Source organism: Xenorhabdus siamensis (assembly GCF_037996745.1).
In the GTDB taxonomy this organism is placed as follows: Bacteria; Pseudomonadota; Gammaproteobacteria; order Enterobacterales; family Enterobacteriaceae; genus Xenorhabdus; species Xenorhabdus indica.
In genome coordinates, this window is the sequence record NZ_JBBMXE010000014.1 from 298,635 (window position 1) to 314,462 (window position 15,828).

A 15,828-nucleotide genomic window follows, 5' to 3' on the forward strand; every position below is an offset into this window, starting at 1 on the left:
GCAACTTAATAATCTAAATTGAATGCTGCTCAATAACAAAGCCATGCCGGAACGCAACCTCGAACTCAGGGTATAGATCACCGGATGCTTACGGGTAAAAGGTAACAGCATCTATCATTACCCATAATTTTTTGGAAAATGTTATCAACACAGCACTCCTTCGGCTATGACATTTTCCCCACGACAAAATAAACAAATGTGCCAACGTAATTACCAATCACATAACCCACTGTGCCAATGACCATAATCGGCCCGACCAGAGTATTCCAACCCCGGCTGATTGCCATTGCTGCTGCTGTGGTTGGTCCACCAATATTGGCGTTACAAGCAAGAATGTTCTCCTCCAGACTGAATTTAAACACTTTCCCCGCCATGAAGGTGAGCAGCAAGTTAATCATGGCAATGATGAAAACAAAGACAAACAATAACGGCGCGTTGCTGATAATGGCGTGGATTGATGCGGGTATACCGATAACGACAAAAAACATATAAATAGCATAAGTACCAAGCTCCTGCGTACCATTTAGATTGCTGAATGTTTTTTTGAAAATCGATACAAGGATAAATGTCACCGTTGTAAGGAGCAGATATTTATCAGATATCAGGCTAAAAACCAGCTCTTGATAAATAGTGCCGGGTTGCCCAAACAATGCCTTTAACCATGATGAGAGGCGGAATGATAAAGCGACGATAAAGATTGACCATGCCAGCGATAATACAATGTCTTTCAGGGCGATATTTTTCGGTTTCCAATAAGCTGCGGCGAAGGTCTGGGCGTTATCCAGATTGGGATCATTATCTATCGCATCTGAATAAGGACTTCCCCAGAACCTCCTTGCCACTGTCCAGCCCGATATAACGATCAGGATAATAAAATAACCTGCCATCATCACATGATCAGCCACAATGGTGGATGCAACCATACTCTGAGAAGGTTCTAATTTAGCTGCCATCGCTGCAAAGTTGACACCTCCTCCCGTATAAGATGCGGAAATCATGCCACTGATTTTATCCAGTTCGGGAATATATCTCCTGAGCAGATGGAAAGCGATGATTGTTCCAAACATGGTGGCAATAGAAGAAATTAAAAATAATATCAATAACCGCCAACTGCCTTTAATAAGGTTTTGTAAATTGGTTTTGAATAATAATAGTGGAATAGCTAAAGGGACAATATATCCCCAGACAGCATCATAAACAGGGGCTTCAGTCGGAATAATATGTAAATTGGAGGCTAATATCGCTATTACCAGAGCAATAACCGCACCCGGTATTTTAGTCGCCCATTTATACTTCTGCTCAAACATAATTGCACAAGCTACTGCAATCATAATAAAAGCCCAAAGCATTAATGAATTATCAGCGCTAATTAAGGTACTTTTCATTATTCGCCCCTGTAATAAACTTTGTTTAGTTAAAGCTAATACATCCGCCGTATTTCAAGTTGTAGCTTTGTTTATATCTGCATCCACCGCGCCATAAATGGCGTTACTGTTTTTATAAAAAGCCCACGAGGAATTACCATAATCATAATGCCACCATTCAGTCGGCAAATTAGTAAAACCAACCTGAATCATGGTGTGATACAGTATCCTCCGGTATAAAGTAGCAGGCATGTTGTTTTCCGGTGTATTTTCTAACGCGGCGGTATAAGATAGCTCTACCACTTCATCAAACTCAGTCCCCATAAACAATGCCTTTCCAGATGTCATGTCAAACAGCGTCACATCCACTGATCCCCCCGTCAGATGAGGGCTAATCGGATTTAGTGCCGTCGGAGCCGGTGCCACAAATCGTTCCAGTAATTTTTTTTGTTCTTCAATGGATAATTGGCTGTATTGCTCAGCTATTTTAGCCTGAGTTTTTTCCTGTAATGCCTGCTGAGTTTCCCGTGAACGCCATCCATCCAAAACCAAAATCCCTAAATGAGATGGTAACAATTGTGAGGCTTCAACTAATTTTTCAACCACACTTTTTCTTACTGCACAATATTCAACAGAACCTTTTATACCTGCAAGAAAATAGACGGGTTGCGATTTTATTTTATCTGTCTCAGGAATTATCTCTAAAGATTCATGACATTCATTGATGTGTATTTTATTAATGTTGCTCCATTCAAAAATTCTTTCCGTAACAATTTTTTCCACATTCAGAGAGTGCAACATATTCACCTTTATATTTATCTTGATTTTCAAAATGTTACATTAAATAGATTTTGCTGATTATTTTAAGAAATAAAAACTGAATCATTAGTTTTTTTCTTTAAAAGAAACAGTACATTTACAGACTAGCAACAAAGATACAGGCTATCAAATTTTATTTTCTTCCTGTCGGGAAAATTAAATCATTATTTGGAATTACACTGATGGAGATACAGTATATATTTCTCAATAATATTACAAAAATTTATCATCAGGTATTTAACCCAAATGATTTGGTTGAAATACCATAAGAAATGATTTCACAAGCGACTATGATATGTTTATCACGCAAGATGAAATGCCAAACCTTATATGACAAAATAGGAGCATGTCCCTGATTCCCTAATATCTGGAGGAGAAATACCCTAAACGGTATTCAAAGTACAACATGACCCAAGACCATTCACTACAAGATCATCAATTACAAGTAGAAGCCATTAAATGTGGCACCGTTATCGACCACATTCCGGCCCATGTCGGTTTTAAGTTATTGTCACTATTCAAGCTCACAGAAACCGACCAACGCATTACTATTGGTTTGAATTTGCCTTCCAATCAATTGGGTAAGAAAGATCTGATCAAAATTGAAAATACGTTCCTGACAGAACAGCAGGCAAATCAACTCGCTATGTATGCGCCACATGCAACTGTGAATAATATTGAAAATTACGTTGTCGTGAAGAAGATGCCAATCAACCTGCCAGAGCAGGTTGACGGTATCCTTGTATGCCCGAACAGTAACTGTATCAGTCATAATGAACCAGTAGAAAGCAGTTTCCGCGTTATGGAAACCGCTAACGATGTCGTCGTCTGTTGCAAATACTGCGAAAAAGAGTTTGATCGTCAGGCTGTCATCAGCAACGATTAAAATCCCGCAGTTGATGCTGGCCAGAGGGGCACTATAATGTTGACCTCGCAAAAATTTTCCATTCTGACGTTAAACAGGAGTTTCTAATGTCACATTCCATTCACACCGACAATGCACCAGCCGCAATCGGCCCTTATGTTCAGGGTGTTGATCTGGGCAGCATGGTTATCACTTCCGGTCAGATCCCTGTTGATCCGAAAACGGGTGACGTTTCTGAAGATATTACGGCACAAACCCGACAATCACTGGAAAACGTCAAGGCTATTATTGAACAATCTGGCCTGAAAGTAGCGAATATCGTAAAAACTACAGTGTTTGTTAAAGATCTGAATGACTTTGCTACAGTGAATGCAGCCTATGAAGCATTCTTTACTGAACATAACGCGCCTTTCCCTGCTCGCTCATGTGTTGAAGTTGCTCGTTTGCCAAAAGATGTAAAAATCGAAATCGAAGCTATCGCTGTTCGTAGCTAATTCATAGCTTCATCAACCCTGATAGCTCAATATCAGGGTTGATATTCTCTCTTTTTGCCTCCCCACTTCGTCCCAGAATAATTTCCCTGTTCTTTGTCTTAGATCAACTTATTGCATGGTATATTGATTAGAAGAACCCACATATTGTGCTTAAATATAAAAATATAACTATATATGGTGTTTATGCACAAGATTATCCACATCAAATTAAAAACTGACCATCATGCAATTTTAGTTTGTGGGTAACATTTTGTGGGTAGCATATTGAGGAACTCTATTGTGAAAACGGTTGTGATGCAGCGCAATAACCATCCAGTTAATGTTGAGAAAAAAGCTCTCCATGAATGGCATGATCGACTAGATCAGGAAATTCGCGGCCTGATCGAACAAAGCGATCTACCTTTACTCAATGAAAATGCCAATAAAGATGCTAAAGTGATCCCCACTCAGCGTGACTTACTGGCAGGGATCGTCGCCAGACAGTATGCCAAACAACATATGCTGCCGAGTGATGTTGTTCTGGCACATGAAAAGGGAGAAATTCACTATCATGATCTGGATTATGCCCCATTTTTCCCAATGTTTAACTGTATGTTAGTTGACTTACAAGGCATGCTGACCAAAGGGTTTAAGATGGGTAATGCCGAGATTGAACCGCCAAAGTCGATCTCCACAGCAACTGCCATTACAGCCCAAATTATTGCACAGGTCGCCAGCCATATTTATGGCGGTACAACCATCGACCGTATTGATGAAGTGCTCGCCCCGTTTGTTGAAGCCAGCTATAACAAACATTTGATCATCGCAAAAGAGTGGAATATTACAGATCACACAGCCTATGCTGAAGCCCGCACCGAAAAAGAGTGTTACGATGCTTTCCAGTCTTTGGAATATGAAGTGAACACGCTGCACACCGCCAACGGGCAAACACCGTTTGTGACATTCGGTTTTGGACTGGGAACATCAAAAGAATCCCGTTTGATTCAAACGGCTATTTTACGTAACCGTATTGCTGGCTTAGGCAAAAATCACAAAACCGCCGTATTCCCAAAACTGGTTTTTGCCATTCGTGACGGGCTAAATCATAAGTTTGGAGATCCTAACTATGACATCAAATTATTGGCTCTGGAATGTGCCAGCAAGCGCATGTATCCCGATATTCTTAATTATGATCAAGTGGTTAAAGTCACCGGATCATTTAAAACTCCAATGGGTTGCCGTAGCTTTCTCAGTGTTTACGAAGAGAATGGTCAACAAATTCATGCAGGGCGCAATAATCTGGGGGTAATAAGCCTGAATCTTCCCCGTATCGCGATTGAAGCCAAAGGCAATGAAATGCGTTTTTGGCAGCTACTGGAACAACGCCTGTTGGTTGCCAAAAAAGCATTAATGACCCGAATTGGACGCCTTGAAAACACCAAAGCACGGGTTGCCCCTATCCTCTATATGGAAGGCGCTTGCGGAGTAAGGTTGAAAGAGGATGACAATATTGGCGAAATCTTCAAACATGGGCGGGCTTCTATTTCATTAGGGTATATTGGTATCCATGAAACGATTAATGCATTATATGGTGATCACTTTCATCTATTTGACGATGAACAACGTCGCCAAAAAGCAATCTCTATCGTCAAACGCTTACGCAAAGCGGTTGATACCTGGAAACAGGAAACCGGCTATGGATTCAGTTTATACAGTACGCCAAGTGAAAGTTTATGTGACCGTTTCTGTCGCCTTGATGCCGCTGAATTTGGCGTGATCCAGGGAGTCACGGATAAGGGTTATTACACCAACAGCTTTCATCTGGATGTAGAGAAAAAAGTTAATCCCTACGATAAGCTGGATTTTGAAGCACCTTATCCCCCATTAGCGAATGGTGGTTTTATCTGCTACGGCGAATATCCCAATCTGCAACATAATTTGAAGGCATTGGAAGATGTATGGGACTACAGTTATTCCCGTGTCCCTTACTATGGAACCAATACTCCAATTGATGAATGTTATCAATGCGGTTTTACCGGAGAATTTTCCTGTACCAGCAAAGGGTTCACTTGTCCCCGTTGTGGTAATCATGATTCAGCGCATGTTTCTGTGATCCGACGGGTTTGTGGATATCTTGGCAGCCCTGATGCCCGTCCATTTAATGCAGGTAAACAGGAAGAGGTAAAACGTCGCATCAAGCATCTCAACAATGGGTCAATTGGCTAATATCATGAATTACCATCAATATTATCCGGTTGATGTGGTTAATGGCCCCGGAACCCGCTGTACCCTGTTTGTGGCTGGCTGTTCCCATCAATGTCGTGGTTGTTATAACCAAAGTACATGGCGGACTGACTCAGGTCGCCCCTTCACGCAAGCTGTTGAAGATCAGATCATTACTGATTTGAAAGATCTCCGCATTAAACGGCAAGGGATATCATTATCTGGCGGCGACCCTCTTCATCCCTCCAATACGCCTGATATTCTCAAATTGATCAAACGGATAAAGAGAGAGTGCCCGGATAAAGATATTTGGCTATGGACAGGTTATGTCCTCCACGAGTTAAGCGGTCTCCAACAAGAAATTGTCAGTTATATTAATGTGTTAGTTGACGGAAAATTCGAACAGGATTTGCACGATCCGGCGCTAATCTGGCGAGGCAGTAGTAATCAAGTCATTCACTATTTACGATAATGAATTACGATAATTTTATGATATGAAATTTGCAGCACTAATATTAACGCCGCCAATGTAATTTTTTACCAAAGCCAAGTGTGTTATCCACCATTTTTATCTCATTCAGGTTCAATTGCCAAATAGGCGATTTTGCTGTTATTGCAACAGGAAAACGGTGGCAGTAGTTTGCTCTGGCAACTGTTTCAGCCTTACCTGTCAATGAGACGACTTCACCACGAAACTGAATGCCTCTGATTTGGGAAACATTGTGAGTTTGCCCGGCAATAGTACCTGCAACTATGGCGTTTTCCTGCATCATTTTACCGTGGCGGGTATCAGGTTCAGTCATAAACCAGAGTGCCATTTTATCGACATCAAAAACATAGAAACAATTTGCGCACCATAGATCTTGATTTGAAGAAGTACAAATTGTGAAGACATGTTGCTCGGCAAGATACTGGCAAATTATTAAGATATCTTTATTCAATTCCATCTAATTCCATACTGTTATATTTGCTTATCTCAATCAGAACACATCTGGATATTGATTCAGTGATGTGTTCTGATATTTGTACAGTAGTATAATATTTAAACTGATTTAACTATAAGTTATTTATAGATTTCTGCAACACCATGCAGTTTATCGTGGCCAGTAGCAGAAATAATGCGGAAATAAGCTGCTCCAGCTTTGTCAGCTTTTTTGGACAACTCTTCTGTCAGGTTATCCAGTGTTTCTGCTCCCGTCACAGAAACAACACCAATCTTCTCCCCTGTAGCATTTCTTACTTCAGTTGCCGCAAAAGAACCAAATGAAACAGCACATAGTGTTAAAAGAGTGGCAATAAATTTTGCATTTCTCATTTTTAGATCCTTTGTCTACTTTTCAATATAACGGAGTCTCTTTGTGATTTGGATCAAGTTATACGCTTCTTCAAAAAATGATAATTAGCAATTATTGCTATGGTTTTTCAATTATTTTGAATAAGAAATATTGTCACTTACTGTTAATAAACATGTAATTTAATATAATTCATCATGTTGTATGGTTACAAAAACCACAATACAGTCTATGGTCTCATAATGTTTTAATCTCATACGGTATTTATACATCTGTAATTATTTAATATAAATAATGAATATTAACAAATCTGATTGGTATCTTTACTTGATAAAAACCGAGAATGGTTCTTTATATACCGGAATTACTACAGATATTTCCCGTCGTCTGATACAACACAGTACAGGAAAAGGGGCGAAGGCTTTGAGGGGAAAAGGCACATTGACTCTGGTCTATCACAGTTTAGTACGGGACAAGAGCACAGCATTAAAGCTGGAATATCCGAAAAAGCAGCTAAACAAGCAGCAAAAAGAGAGGCTGGTTACAACCCAGCCTCTCTGTATAGCAACCTATTTGTCAGAGACTTCATGAAAATAGACAGTGTTGCCAGAGTATCTCTAGCATGACTTCAACATGTATTTACTAATTCTGTATTTACATCTTGTAATGACATCTTATAGTTACACATAGTCAAAATGACTGGGATATGTGACTAAACCATGACAATCATCCAGCGAGACATCAGCCAGTGTGTAAACCTGAAAGAATTCCTCACTATCAGGCCATTGGCAATGTAATTGGTACTCTCTAGCAAGCTTGAAACCAAAACGGTGATAATATTCCGGTTTACCAAGCACGACTACTGCACCATAACCGAACTCATTCAGGCTATCCAATCCTTCATACACTAACTTCTCACCAATGCCCTGACGACGATACGGTTCAGACACTACCAATGGTGCCAATCCAACCCAATTATGATCCTGACCATTGATGTCAACAGGTGTGAAACCAACATAGCCAATTACGTGACCTTCATCGTCAGTCGCAACCACTCCCAACGTCAACAAGCCATCTTCTCTTAATCTATGAACTAACTCAGCTTCTGTCGATGTCTCAAAGGATTCTCGCAGCAAGCGATCAATACCCATGGCATCAACCGGAATTTCGACCCTGATTAACATGACGATAACGCGCGATCGTTCTGATCTGCGCCCTCTTTTTGTTCCGCTTTGATAAATTGAGTTAACGATAATAAACCAAAACGGAAAGTGGATTTAACCTAACACAAGTCAGATCCCTTTTCGTGAAAAGGAACATGTCATTTTGCCAAAATACTGTGATATTTCCTGATACTACCTCAAGAATTGATAATAAAATTCTATCACTGAGATCCCGTAAATCAGTACCCGTGACATTTGCACGGAACCCGTCCCAAATCAATATATTTTCACTATCAGTCTGGCGATAATTCTTGATTACAGTTAATGCTTTCGCTGCCGTTTTATAAAAATCTTTAGTTCCCGCAGTTCACCATTACGCAATATCCCAACAAAAATCCCCAGGATCATGTACACGACACCAAGAAACAGGATCATTGCAATATCCCCTAACATACTTTGCAAGGGCATGTTCATTTGGTTTATTCCTGCGATAATTTTGGTTGCCCATGTGGATGGCAAAGCTGATGAAATCGCTCTTACCCAATCAGGCATCGCCTGAACTGGCCAGATAGTCCCCGAAATATAGAAAACAGGAGTAGTGATAAACGCCAATGTCAGATAAATCATTTCCACACTGCGCAAACACTCTGTTACCAGTTTACCTAACCCCAATACTGCCAGCAGGAATGGGAAAGTTATCAACAATAATTGATAAATTGGTGCATCCTGCCGATATCCTAATACCCATGGCCACAGAACAAAAAAGATCACAGACAGAAACAACCAAATAGGCAACAACGCAGACAAAGCCCCCAGATAGACAGGAAGTGGTGGGTTACCTTTAGGGGTGCTACGTATGGTGATACTCACACGTACACAAGCAATCAAAAAGGAGTGCTGCAAAAGCATCACCAGTAGTCCGGGAAAAACAATGGCAGCATAGCTGATCCCCGGATTGAATAATCCAATGGTTTCTCCTTTAATCGGTTGCAACAACACTTTCACCTGTTCCGTACTGAAACCTGATTTCAGCAGTAACTGTGCATTATATTCAGATAATAACTGTTGATACGCCAACGCCAAATCCTGCTGAATCTGCCCATTAGCAAGGCGGTTCGTCGCGTCACCATAAACTGGCACTGTCACATTTTTCCCACTTAAAAGACGTTTTTCAAAATCCGGTGGCACAATGATAATGGCGAAGATTTTCCGTCGTAATATGTCATTACGGGCGTTAGCAAGACTAGCGTAACTTTTGGTTTCAATTTTCGCCGTCGCATCAATATGGCGGATCAGCGCACGGCTCATATGACTGTTGTCCTGATCAATAATCGCAACGGGCAGATCCCATAATGTAGGGCGGATATAAACCAGACTCATCACACACAGAGAAACAATCAGCATTAACCACAAAGGTTTTTCCAGCATTCCCAACAATACATTGCGGAAAGTTTGCCAATACATTTTCCAATTATTCATTTACCTGCTTCCCCTGCATTATATGACTTCTCCTGGCTGATTAAGCCGTTTCCACAAACGGTTGCGGATCAACAAGGCACACACCAAAGGATAAATCACCAATAGCATGCAAACATGCAGGATGATTTTTAACGATACTTCCCGCAGAAAGATATCGAACATGGCATTTAAAGCATGAGTTAATGGCTCCAGGTTCGAAATAATTCTTGCCAGCCATACCATTGATAATTCAGGCACCACCATGCCAGAAAATGACATCGCAATACTGACCAGCATTCCGATTAGCGTATAAGCCGTCAATGCACTACCGGTGAAAGTAAACAGTAATAAGCCGATACTTTGAGCCGCAATCACATAAAAGAATCCAACAACCGGCATATATATCGGATTACCTGCAACTTTAGCATCAGAAAATGCAACCAATGCAGCAATTTCTATCATCAACAACAACGTAAAAATCAGGGTATAAGGCGCAAGTTTTCCTAATAAAGCCGATATAAAATATTTTGCGCTTAAGAGCTCCTTTTCCCTTGCCATTGTATAAATAGTACAAGTTACGACGAAAAGTTGTAATAAATGGATGGTTGCAGCAAATTGCTGGAAATAGATATAACTGCCACTGGCATTGAATAAGCTGTCATAAGACATCGTCGCTTTAGCAAGTGGTGGAAGCTGACGACCAATTTCAGATGCAATGATCTCACGATATTTGGCATTTGTTTCTGCCATCAATCCGCTGAAATCCTGAACGGAATAACGCCCTGAACCATAAAACAAGGCATTATAATAGATGCTCACTGTCGGCTGTTTACCACTCAACGCATCTTTTTCTAGATCGGGGGGGATATAGAGTAAAGAGTAATCCTTTGCACTGCCCAATCTCTGTAATGATTCTGTCAGACCATTATCATAGGTTTTGATATCAGCGTGAGGTGCCGCATTTAAATTGCGGATTAATGTGCGTGATAAGGTACTGTGATCATTATCCACTACTGAAACAGGCAGGTTTAGCAGTGTTCCTTCCGAAAAATTGGCACTGATTAAGATAAACAACAACAGAGGAAACAGCCAACTCAGCCAGTGAAAAATCGGGCTACGGACTGCAACCACCAGCTCACGGATAAACGTATGCTTAAAGCTATGCCATCTAAAGACTATGCTATTTAAAGACCACGCCATTTAAAGACCATGCCATTTAAGACCACGCCACGCCGATTTTCTGTTCATCAAGCTGCCACCTTATTTATCCCAGCGCCATAATGCACTCATTCCCGGACGCAGCCCATCAACAGGTTGTAGTGGATATAAACGCACTTCAAATGTTCTCAGATCAAAGTCCCCTGTCGCACGAGTTGCTCGTTTTGTTGCGTAATCTCCCATTGGCGCGATATAACGTACCTCTGCCTCAATATCTTTATTATTCAAAGCCGGTACACGCAATGTCACTTTGTCACCTTTACGGACTTTAGCCAGAATATCTTCGCGCAAATTATAAATAAAATAAGCTTCGGGGATACGTACTAATGTTGCCAATGGGCTATTGGCATTGAAAAGTTGCCCGACCTCCGCCGGAAGTGGCCCAATTTCACCATCAACGGGAGCTTTTACCTGTAGGTCATTACTCTGAATTTTTAATTCCTGTAATTTTTCTTCAGCTTCATTCAGGGCTGCCTGATATTGTTGCCGTAATTCTATACGATCTCCATTTTTCCCTGCATCTAGCTCCGCTTTTGCCGACAGCATTTTCTGGTAAGCAATATCACGCGCGTTTCGTGCGTTATCCAATTCACTGGCAGATGAATAACCTTTGGCTGAAATATTACTGAGTCGCTCAAATTCACGTTGAGCGTTTTTATATCCAAATTCAGCCTGTAAGTATGCCGCTTCCAAACTGCGAATATTCTCTTCTCGTGTTCCATGCAAAGATAAATTGAGTTTTGCTTTGGCCTGATCACGGGCGGCTTGAGCTGCGGCAACTTTTGCAGTCAGTTCAGGGCCATCAAGGCTTACCAATAGTTGCCCAGCTTTTACGTCATCTCCTCTCCTAACGTGAAGCGCAATCACTCTTCCAGAGGCTTTAGATGCAATGATGACCTCAGGTGCTTCAACCTCTCCCTGCAACAATAAGTCCTGATGATGTGAACGAAAAAGCACAGCCATTGCGATCAAAAAGATAATCAGCAATATCGTGAAAAGTGTTCTTTTCTTCATTATGTTTTGTAAGCTCCAAGCATACAACCAGATCAAAACTCGTCAGCGATTCCGAATTAGTTTAGCGGTACCAATCTAGTGTGACACTATCTTCATAAATTCTTTTTAGAAATTCGTGCGCCTGATCATTGCCAAAAATGAAATGCTTTATGCAGATACCTATCACATTATATACCCAATCAATTTCAAGTGTCAGTAAAACGAGAAATTAACACATTCCCTCAATTCAACTTATTATCTGATTATTTTTATTTCTTAAAATCAATTCATCAATTAATATTTAATGATGAATTATAAAGAAAGCTCTTTCTGAAACCATATTACACAATATTCGCCAATAAAAAATTAAAGATTAATAAACTTAAAATAAAAATAAAAATAAAAATAAAAATAAAAATAAAAATAAAAATAAAAACCAATAATAATTAGCAAAGAATATTTAACCATCAAAAACCCTCTTACTATTTAAAGTTATTTTTCCCCTTTCCAGACAATCCCTGTTTATATAAGATATATAAGTTGCAACATCATGTTTTAATTTACATAAATACCAAAACCCTTGTTTTAACCTTATGAGGAAATATGTATAAATCACCTATTATTTTTTTATTATCAGTCTTATTTTTTATTTTCAATGCCTGATATAGAAAGTAATATTGACCACTAAATAATTTTATGCTGGAATAAAAAATACATATACAAGATATGTCAGATCAATAATCCTTGCGTTAACGAGTTAACAATTTTTTTTGTTAACCAATTTATGATGTCTCAAATAAGGCAATACCGTTTTGCCCTGCTTTTATTTCATCATCACCTGATGCTGTTACTATTACAGGTTTATTTTTATGCACAAAAAATTTGATAAATCCCAAGAACAAAATCAGCAACACTCGCTGAAACGAGTAGCCTGGGTGAATATTATCGCCCAATTTGCGTTCCCACTCGCTGGCACATTTACGCCTATTATTGCTGCCGCCGAAACGCATACGATTTCTCAACACTCTCCTCTGGCAATACCAACTGAGCCTTATATTCTGAAACCGGGAGAAACGATCCATACAATAGCTAAACGTTACGGTTTCACCATTAATCAACTCAAAGAAATAAATAAATTCCGTACTTTCAGCAAACCGTTTCCAGTACTTGGGGTTGGTGATGAAATTGATGTCCCCAAATCCCGCCCTAATAAATATTTACCATTCAATGACTTTTCATCAGAGCCATTTTCTAAAACCGATGATACAGAACGCAAGCTGGCTAATGCGGCTATCCGTGTCGGTGAGATACTGAACAGCGATAAAGCAAGCGACAGCGCAATAAACCAGATAAGCAATTTAGCGGTGGGAGAAGCCAATCAACAACTCCAGAGCTGGTTAGGATCTTACGGTACAGCACGTATACAAGCTAATATTGACAGACGAGGTCGTCTGGATGGTAGTCAACTTGATATGTTGCTACCTCTGTATGACAGCAAAAGTAAAATGGACTTCACTCAATTTGGCCTACGCCGCATTGATAAACGCAACACCATCAATATCGGTATCGGACATCGCCAGTTTTTTGATAGCTGGATGCTAGGATATAACGCTTTTCTGGATCACGATGTTACCGGAGATAATACCCGACTTGGCCTCGGCGCAGAGTACGCCCGCGACTATCTGAGACTAGGCATGAACGGCTATTTTCGCTTAAGTAACTGGAAAGAATCGCATTTGCTGAAAGATTACGATGAACGTCCTGCCAATGGGTTCGATCTGAGAGTACAAGGGTATCTCCCCACTTTGTCACAACTTGGCGGTAAGTTGGTATATGAACAATATTTTGGCGATGAAGTTGGGTTAATCAATAAAGATCACCGCCAAAAGAACCCCGCGGCCTTTACTGTCGGAATTAACTATACGCCTATCCCATTGCTGACTTTCGCTATTGACCGCAAACAAGAGATGTCCAGCAATAAAGACACTCAATTCAATATAGAGCTGAACTATGACATTGGTACACCATGGTCAACACAGATTGATCCCGATGCCGTAATATTCAAACATACGCTACAAGGCGGTCGTTATGATCTCGTTGATCGTAATAATCAAATTGTTTTGCAATTTCGTCAACGTGAAGTCATTAGTCTGACATTAGACAAACTGATTTCCGGTCATGCAGGTGAAACCAAACCTATTCATCTTAGAGTAAACAGTAAATATGGCCTGAAAACGATCCAATGGGAGATTGGAAGCCTGCTTGCCAACGGAGGCAAGATCAAACAACAAAACAGTAATACCTATCTGCTGACCCTGCCGAAATATCATCGTCAAGGCAATAACACTTATACCGTAGGTGCTATTGCCTACGATGAGCATGACCATGCTTCCAAACGAGCAGAAACTGAGGTTCAGGTACTACAAGCACAGGCAAGTGCTGACAAATCTACGTTCACCACAAAAGACAGCGAATTGTCAGCAGATGGTCACTCCACCACCATCCTTAAATTGACACTAAAAGATGGGAACGGTAATCCAATTCCTGATGCTGGTGAGGATATCAAACTCATGAGTAGTAAATTAAGCGGAGCCGGTAAAGATCCTCAGATTGGGCAAATAAAAGAAACTCGACCAGGGATCTATGAAGCGTTACTCACCGCTGGTGAAAAAATTGGCGTGCTGACCATTACACCTGAGGTAAAATGCCTTGATATCAAGCCAATAGAGATCACCTTTTTTCACCCTGATAAACCAATTATTAAAGATCTCAGTATGTCAGGCAGATTAGAAATGGGACATATCCTCAGTGCAACCTATACCTTCCATGCTAATAACGGAGAAAACGTGGACAAATCACGCTATGTGTGGGGAGATAAAGGGAATGTTGATATTACCAAAGGCGGCACTATCGTCGAATCGGGTAAGGTCCCCAGTTATACATTGACACTGTCAGATGCAGGTAAAGTAAAAGCACTTGTTGTTCAGGCACAGAATGGCCTCCACATTACCGGGAATACCAAAGCGATTGATACCCGTATGGATCAAGAGCAAGGTAACCATACCTATGGTGGTACTGAAGGTGGAAAAATCAAAGGGATTGCTGATAATCTGGAAGTCACCATCAATACAAGGAAAGTTAAAAAAGGCGAAACAATTACCCTAAATATGAAAGCGTTCAATCACGGACAGCCTGTAAAAAATGTCCCTATAGAAATAAAAACAGCCAAAGCACTAAACCGTCAGGAAGTCCCTCAGACAGTTACTGCGCTGATAGACAGTGAATCAGGTCACTACCAAGGAGTAACGGGAGATCAGGGTAGTTTATCACTCCCTATCACCGATCCAAATGGACTGGGCGTAAAAACGACCTTGCAAATAAAAGCATATGGTGTCTCAAACCCAAAAACTGAAGATGTCATTTTTACTGTCGTGACCAGCCCTAATTCTAAGTACGCCAATTTTTGGGGACATATGGCTGAAACGGTGACAAATACAAACGGAGTTATTTTTGACCGACCTCTGCTACAAGCCGAGTTAGCAATGGGTATGAAAGGAATGACTACTTATACTGAAAATGGTGAGATTTGGCCACGTCGAGTCTATAAAGGCGCTGTATGGTATTGTAAAATAATGCATAAAAAATTACCGACAGCAGAAGACTTAGCCAGCCTGTACCAAGCACATCAACAAAATGCGATGCATGAGTTGTATGGCTGGCCACAATTCCGTTCTTACCGTTCTTCAACACCCGGAATAGATGAACATGGGAAAAATGCTCATTTCGCCGTGAACATAGATGATGGTACAGTTCATGTTATTAATGAGATAGTCACCGATTACGTTATCTGTACTGAGTAATCCTATTCCTGCTTATTTCGTCAAAAGATCCTTAAGAAAATCCGCCCTTGCCGAAGAGGGCGGATATACCCATTGACGGCGTTAAATTCAAGCTTTGATA

Annotated in this window: 14 protein-coding genes; 6 read left to right on the top strand and 8 right to left on the bottom strand. The window is 40.5% G+C overall.

Translation table 11 applies throughout. The features are described 5' to 3' along the window. Positions 1–164: 164 nt before the first annotated feature. Positions 165–1,385 carry a DUF819 family protein gene (locus tag AAC852_RS15385; protein WP_340621754.1) on the bottom strand — a complete coding sequence of 407 codons (1,221 nt, stop codon included), beginning with the start codon at positions 1,383–1,385 and terminating at the stop codon, positions 165–167. Positions 1,386–1,439: 54 nt separating this feature from the next. Beyond that, the gene (locus tag AAC852_RS15390; protein WP_052189693.1) at positions 1,440–2,165 is read right to left on the bottom strand and encodes a M15 family metallopeptidase; all 726 of its coding nucleotides are present in this window, start codon (positions 2,163–2,165) and stop codon (positions 1,440–1,442) included. 424 nt (positions 2,166–2,589) lie between these two features. Between AAC852_RS15390 and pyrI the strand changes: the two genes are divergently transcribed. The 4 genes from pyrI (at position 2,590) to nrdG (ending at position 6,216) form a co-directional block, all read left to right on the top strand. Further along, positions 2,590–3,069, top strand: a complete 480-nt coding sequence (gene pyrI / locus AAC852_RS15395) for an aspartate carbamoyltransferase regulatory subunit (protein ID WP_340621755.1) — start codon at positions 2,590–2,592, stop codon at positions 3,067–3,069. A gap of 86 nt (positions 3,070–3,155) precedes the next feature. Further along, positions 3,156–3,542: a 2-iminobutanoate/2-iminopropanoate deaminase gene (ridA, locus tag AAC852_RS15400; protein ID WP_038261552.1), complete on the top strand. Its 387-nt coding sequence runs from the start codon at positions 3,156–3,158 to the stop codon at positions 3,540–3,542. A 294-nt stretch (positions 3,543–3,836) separates the two neighbouring features. Continuing rightward, the gene (gene nrdD / locus AAC852_RS15405) at positions 3,837–5,747 is read left to right on the top strand and encodes an anaerobic ribonucleoside-triphosphate reductase (RefSeq protein WP_340621846.1); all 1,911 of its coding nucleotides are present in this window, start codon (positions 3,837–3,839) and stop codon (positions 5,745–5,747) included. 4 nt (positions 5,748–5,751) lie between these two features. Beyond that, positions 5,752–6,216 carry an anaerobic ribonucleoside-triphosphate reductase-activating protein gene (nrdG, locus tag AAC852_RS15410; RefSeq protein WP_340621756.1) on the top strand — a complete coding sequence of 155 codons (465 nt, stop codon included), beginning with the start codon at positions 5,752–5,754 and terminating at the stop codon, positions 6,214–6,216. Between the two features lie 43 nt (positions 6,217–6,259). Here the strand turns inward: nrdG and AAC852_RS15415 are convergent, their stop codons facing one another. Further along, positions 6,260–6,691, bottom strand: a complete 432-nt coding sequence (locus AAC852_RS15415; protein WP_340621757.1) for a YhbP family protein — start codon at positions 6,689–6,691, stop codon at positions 6,260–6,262. Between the two features lie 116 nt (positions 6,692–6,807). Further along, on the bottom strand, positions 6,808–7,059 hold the full coding sequence (gene bhsA / locus AAC852_RS15420; RefSeq protein ID WP_340621758.1) for a multiple stress resistance protein BhsA: 252 nt from the start codon (positions 7,057–7,059) through the stop codon (positions 6,808–6,810). A 277-nt stretch (positions 7,060–7,336) separates the two neighbouring features. Here bhsA and AAC852_RS15425 point away from each other — a divergent pair, with 277 nt between their 5' ends. Next, entirely contained in the window at positions 7,337–7,627 is a 291-nt protein-coding gene (locus AAC852_RS15425; protein ID WP_340621847.1) for a GIY-YIG nuclease family protein, read from the top strand. Between the two features lie 89 nt (positions 7,628–7,716). Here the strand turns inward: AAC852_RS15425 and AAC852_RS15430 are convergent, their stop codons facing one another. The 4 genes from AAC852_RS15430 to AAC852_RS15445 form a co-directional block, all read right to left on the bottom strand. Continuing rightward, complete coding sequence (locus AAC852_RS15430) at positions 7,717–8,220, bottom strand: GNAT family N-acetyltransferase (protein ID WP_340621759.1); 504 nt, start codon at positions 8,218–8,220, stop codon at positions 7,717–7,719. A gap of 300 nt (positions 8,221–8,520) precedes the next feature. After that, positions 8,521–9,678, bottom strand: coding sequence for an ABC transporter permease (locus AAC852_RS15435; RefSeq protein ID WP_340621760.1), 1,158 nt, complete (start codon positions 9,676–9,678; stop codon positions 8,521–8,523). An 18-nt stretch (positions 9,679–9,696) separates the two neighbouring features. Beyond that, on the bottom strand, positions 9,697–10,857 hold the full coding sequence (locus AAC852_RS15440) for an ABC transporter permease (RefSeq protein WP_340621761.1): 1,161 nt from the start codon (positions 10,855–10,857) through the stop codon (positions 9,697–9,699). A gap of 60 nt (positions 10,858–10,917) precedes the next feature. Further along, positions 10,918–11,889 (bottom strand): HlyD family secretion protein, encoded by a 972-nt coding sequence (locus AAC852_RS15445; protein ID WP_340621762.1) that lies wholly within the window; start codon positions 11,887–11,889, stop codon positions 10,918–10,920. Between the two features lie 848 nt (positions 11,890–12,737). On the opposite strand from AAC852_RS15445, the gene AAC852_RS15450 reads away from it, so the two are divergent. Then, the gene (locus AAC852_RS15450; RefSeq protein WP_340621763.1) at positions 12,738–15,728 is read left to right on the top strand and encodes an inverse autotransporter beta domain-containing protein; all 2,991 of its coding nucleotides are present in this window, start codon (positions 12,738–12,740) and stop codon (positions 15,726–15,728) included. The last annotated feature ends 100 nt before the right edge of the window (positions 15,729–15,828 follow it).

Coding starts and splice junctions, on each gene's coding strand:
- AAC852_RS15435 (WP_340621760.1), bottom strand. CDS start 9,678: ATGAATAATTGGAAAATGTATTGGCAAACTTTCCGCAATGTATTGTTG.
- AAC852_RS15445 (WP_340621762.1), bottom strand. CDS start 11,889: ATGAAGAAAAGAACACTTTTCACGATATTGCTGATTATCTTTTTGATC.
- AAC852_RS15415 (WP_340621757.1), bottom strand. CDS start 6,691: ATGGAATTGAATAAAGATATCTTAATAATTTGCCAGTATCTTGCCGAG.
- pyrI (WP_340621755.1), top strand. CDS start 2,590: ATGACCCAAGACCATTCACTACAAGATCATCAATTACAAGTAGAAGCC.
- AAC852_RS15440 (WP_340621761.1), bottom strand. CDS start 10,857: ATGGCGTGGTCTTTAAATAGCATAGTCTTTAGATGGCATAGCTTTAAG.
- AAC852_RS15390 (WP_052189693.1), bottom strand. CDS start 2,165: ATGTTGCACTCTCTGAATGTGGAAAAAATTGTTACGGAAAGAATTTTT.
- AAC852_RS15430 (WP_340621759.1), bottom strand. CDS start 8,220: ATGTTAATCAGGGTCGAAATTCCGGTTGATGCCATGGGTATTGATCGC.
- bhsA (WP_340621758.1), bottom strand. CDS start 7,059: ATGAGAAATGCAAAATTTATTGCCACTCTTTTAACACTATGTGCTGTT.
- ridA (WP_038261552.1), top strand. CDS start 3,156: ATGTCACATTCCATTCACACCGACAATGCACCAGCCGCAATCGGCCCT.
- AAC852_RS15385 (WP_340621754.1), bottom strand. CDS start 1,385: ATGAAAAGTACCTTAATTAGCGCTGATAATTCATTAATGCTTTGGGCT.
- nrdD (WP_340621846.1), top strand. CDS start 3,837: ATGCAGCGCAATAACCATCCAGTTAATGTTGAGAAAAAAGCTCTCCAT.
- nrdG (WP_340621756.1), top strand. CDS start 5,752: ATGAATTACCATCAATATTATCCGGTTGATGTGGTTAATGGCCCCGGA.
- AAC852_RS15450 (WP_340621763.1), top strand. CDS start 12,738: ATGCACAAAAAATTTGATAAATCCCAAGAACAAAATCAGCAACACTCG.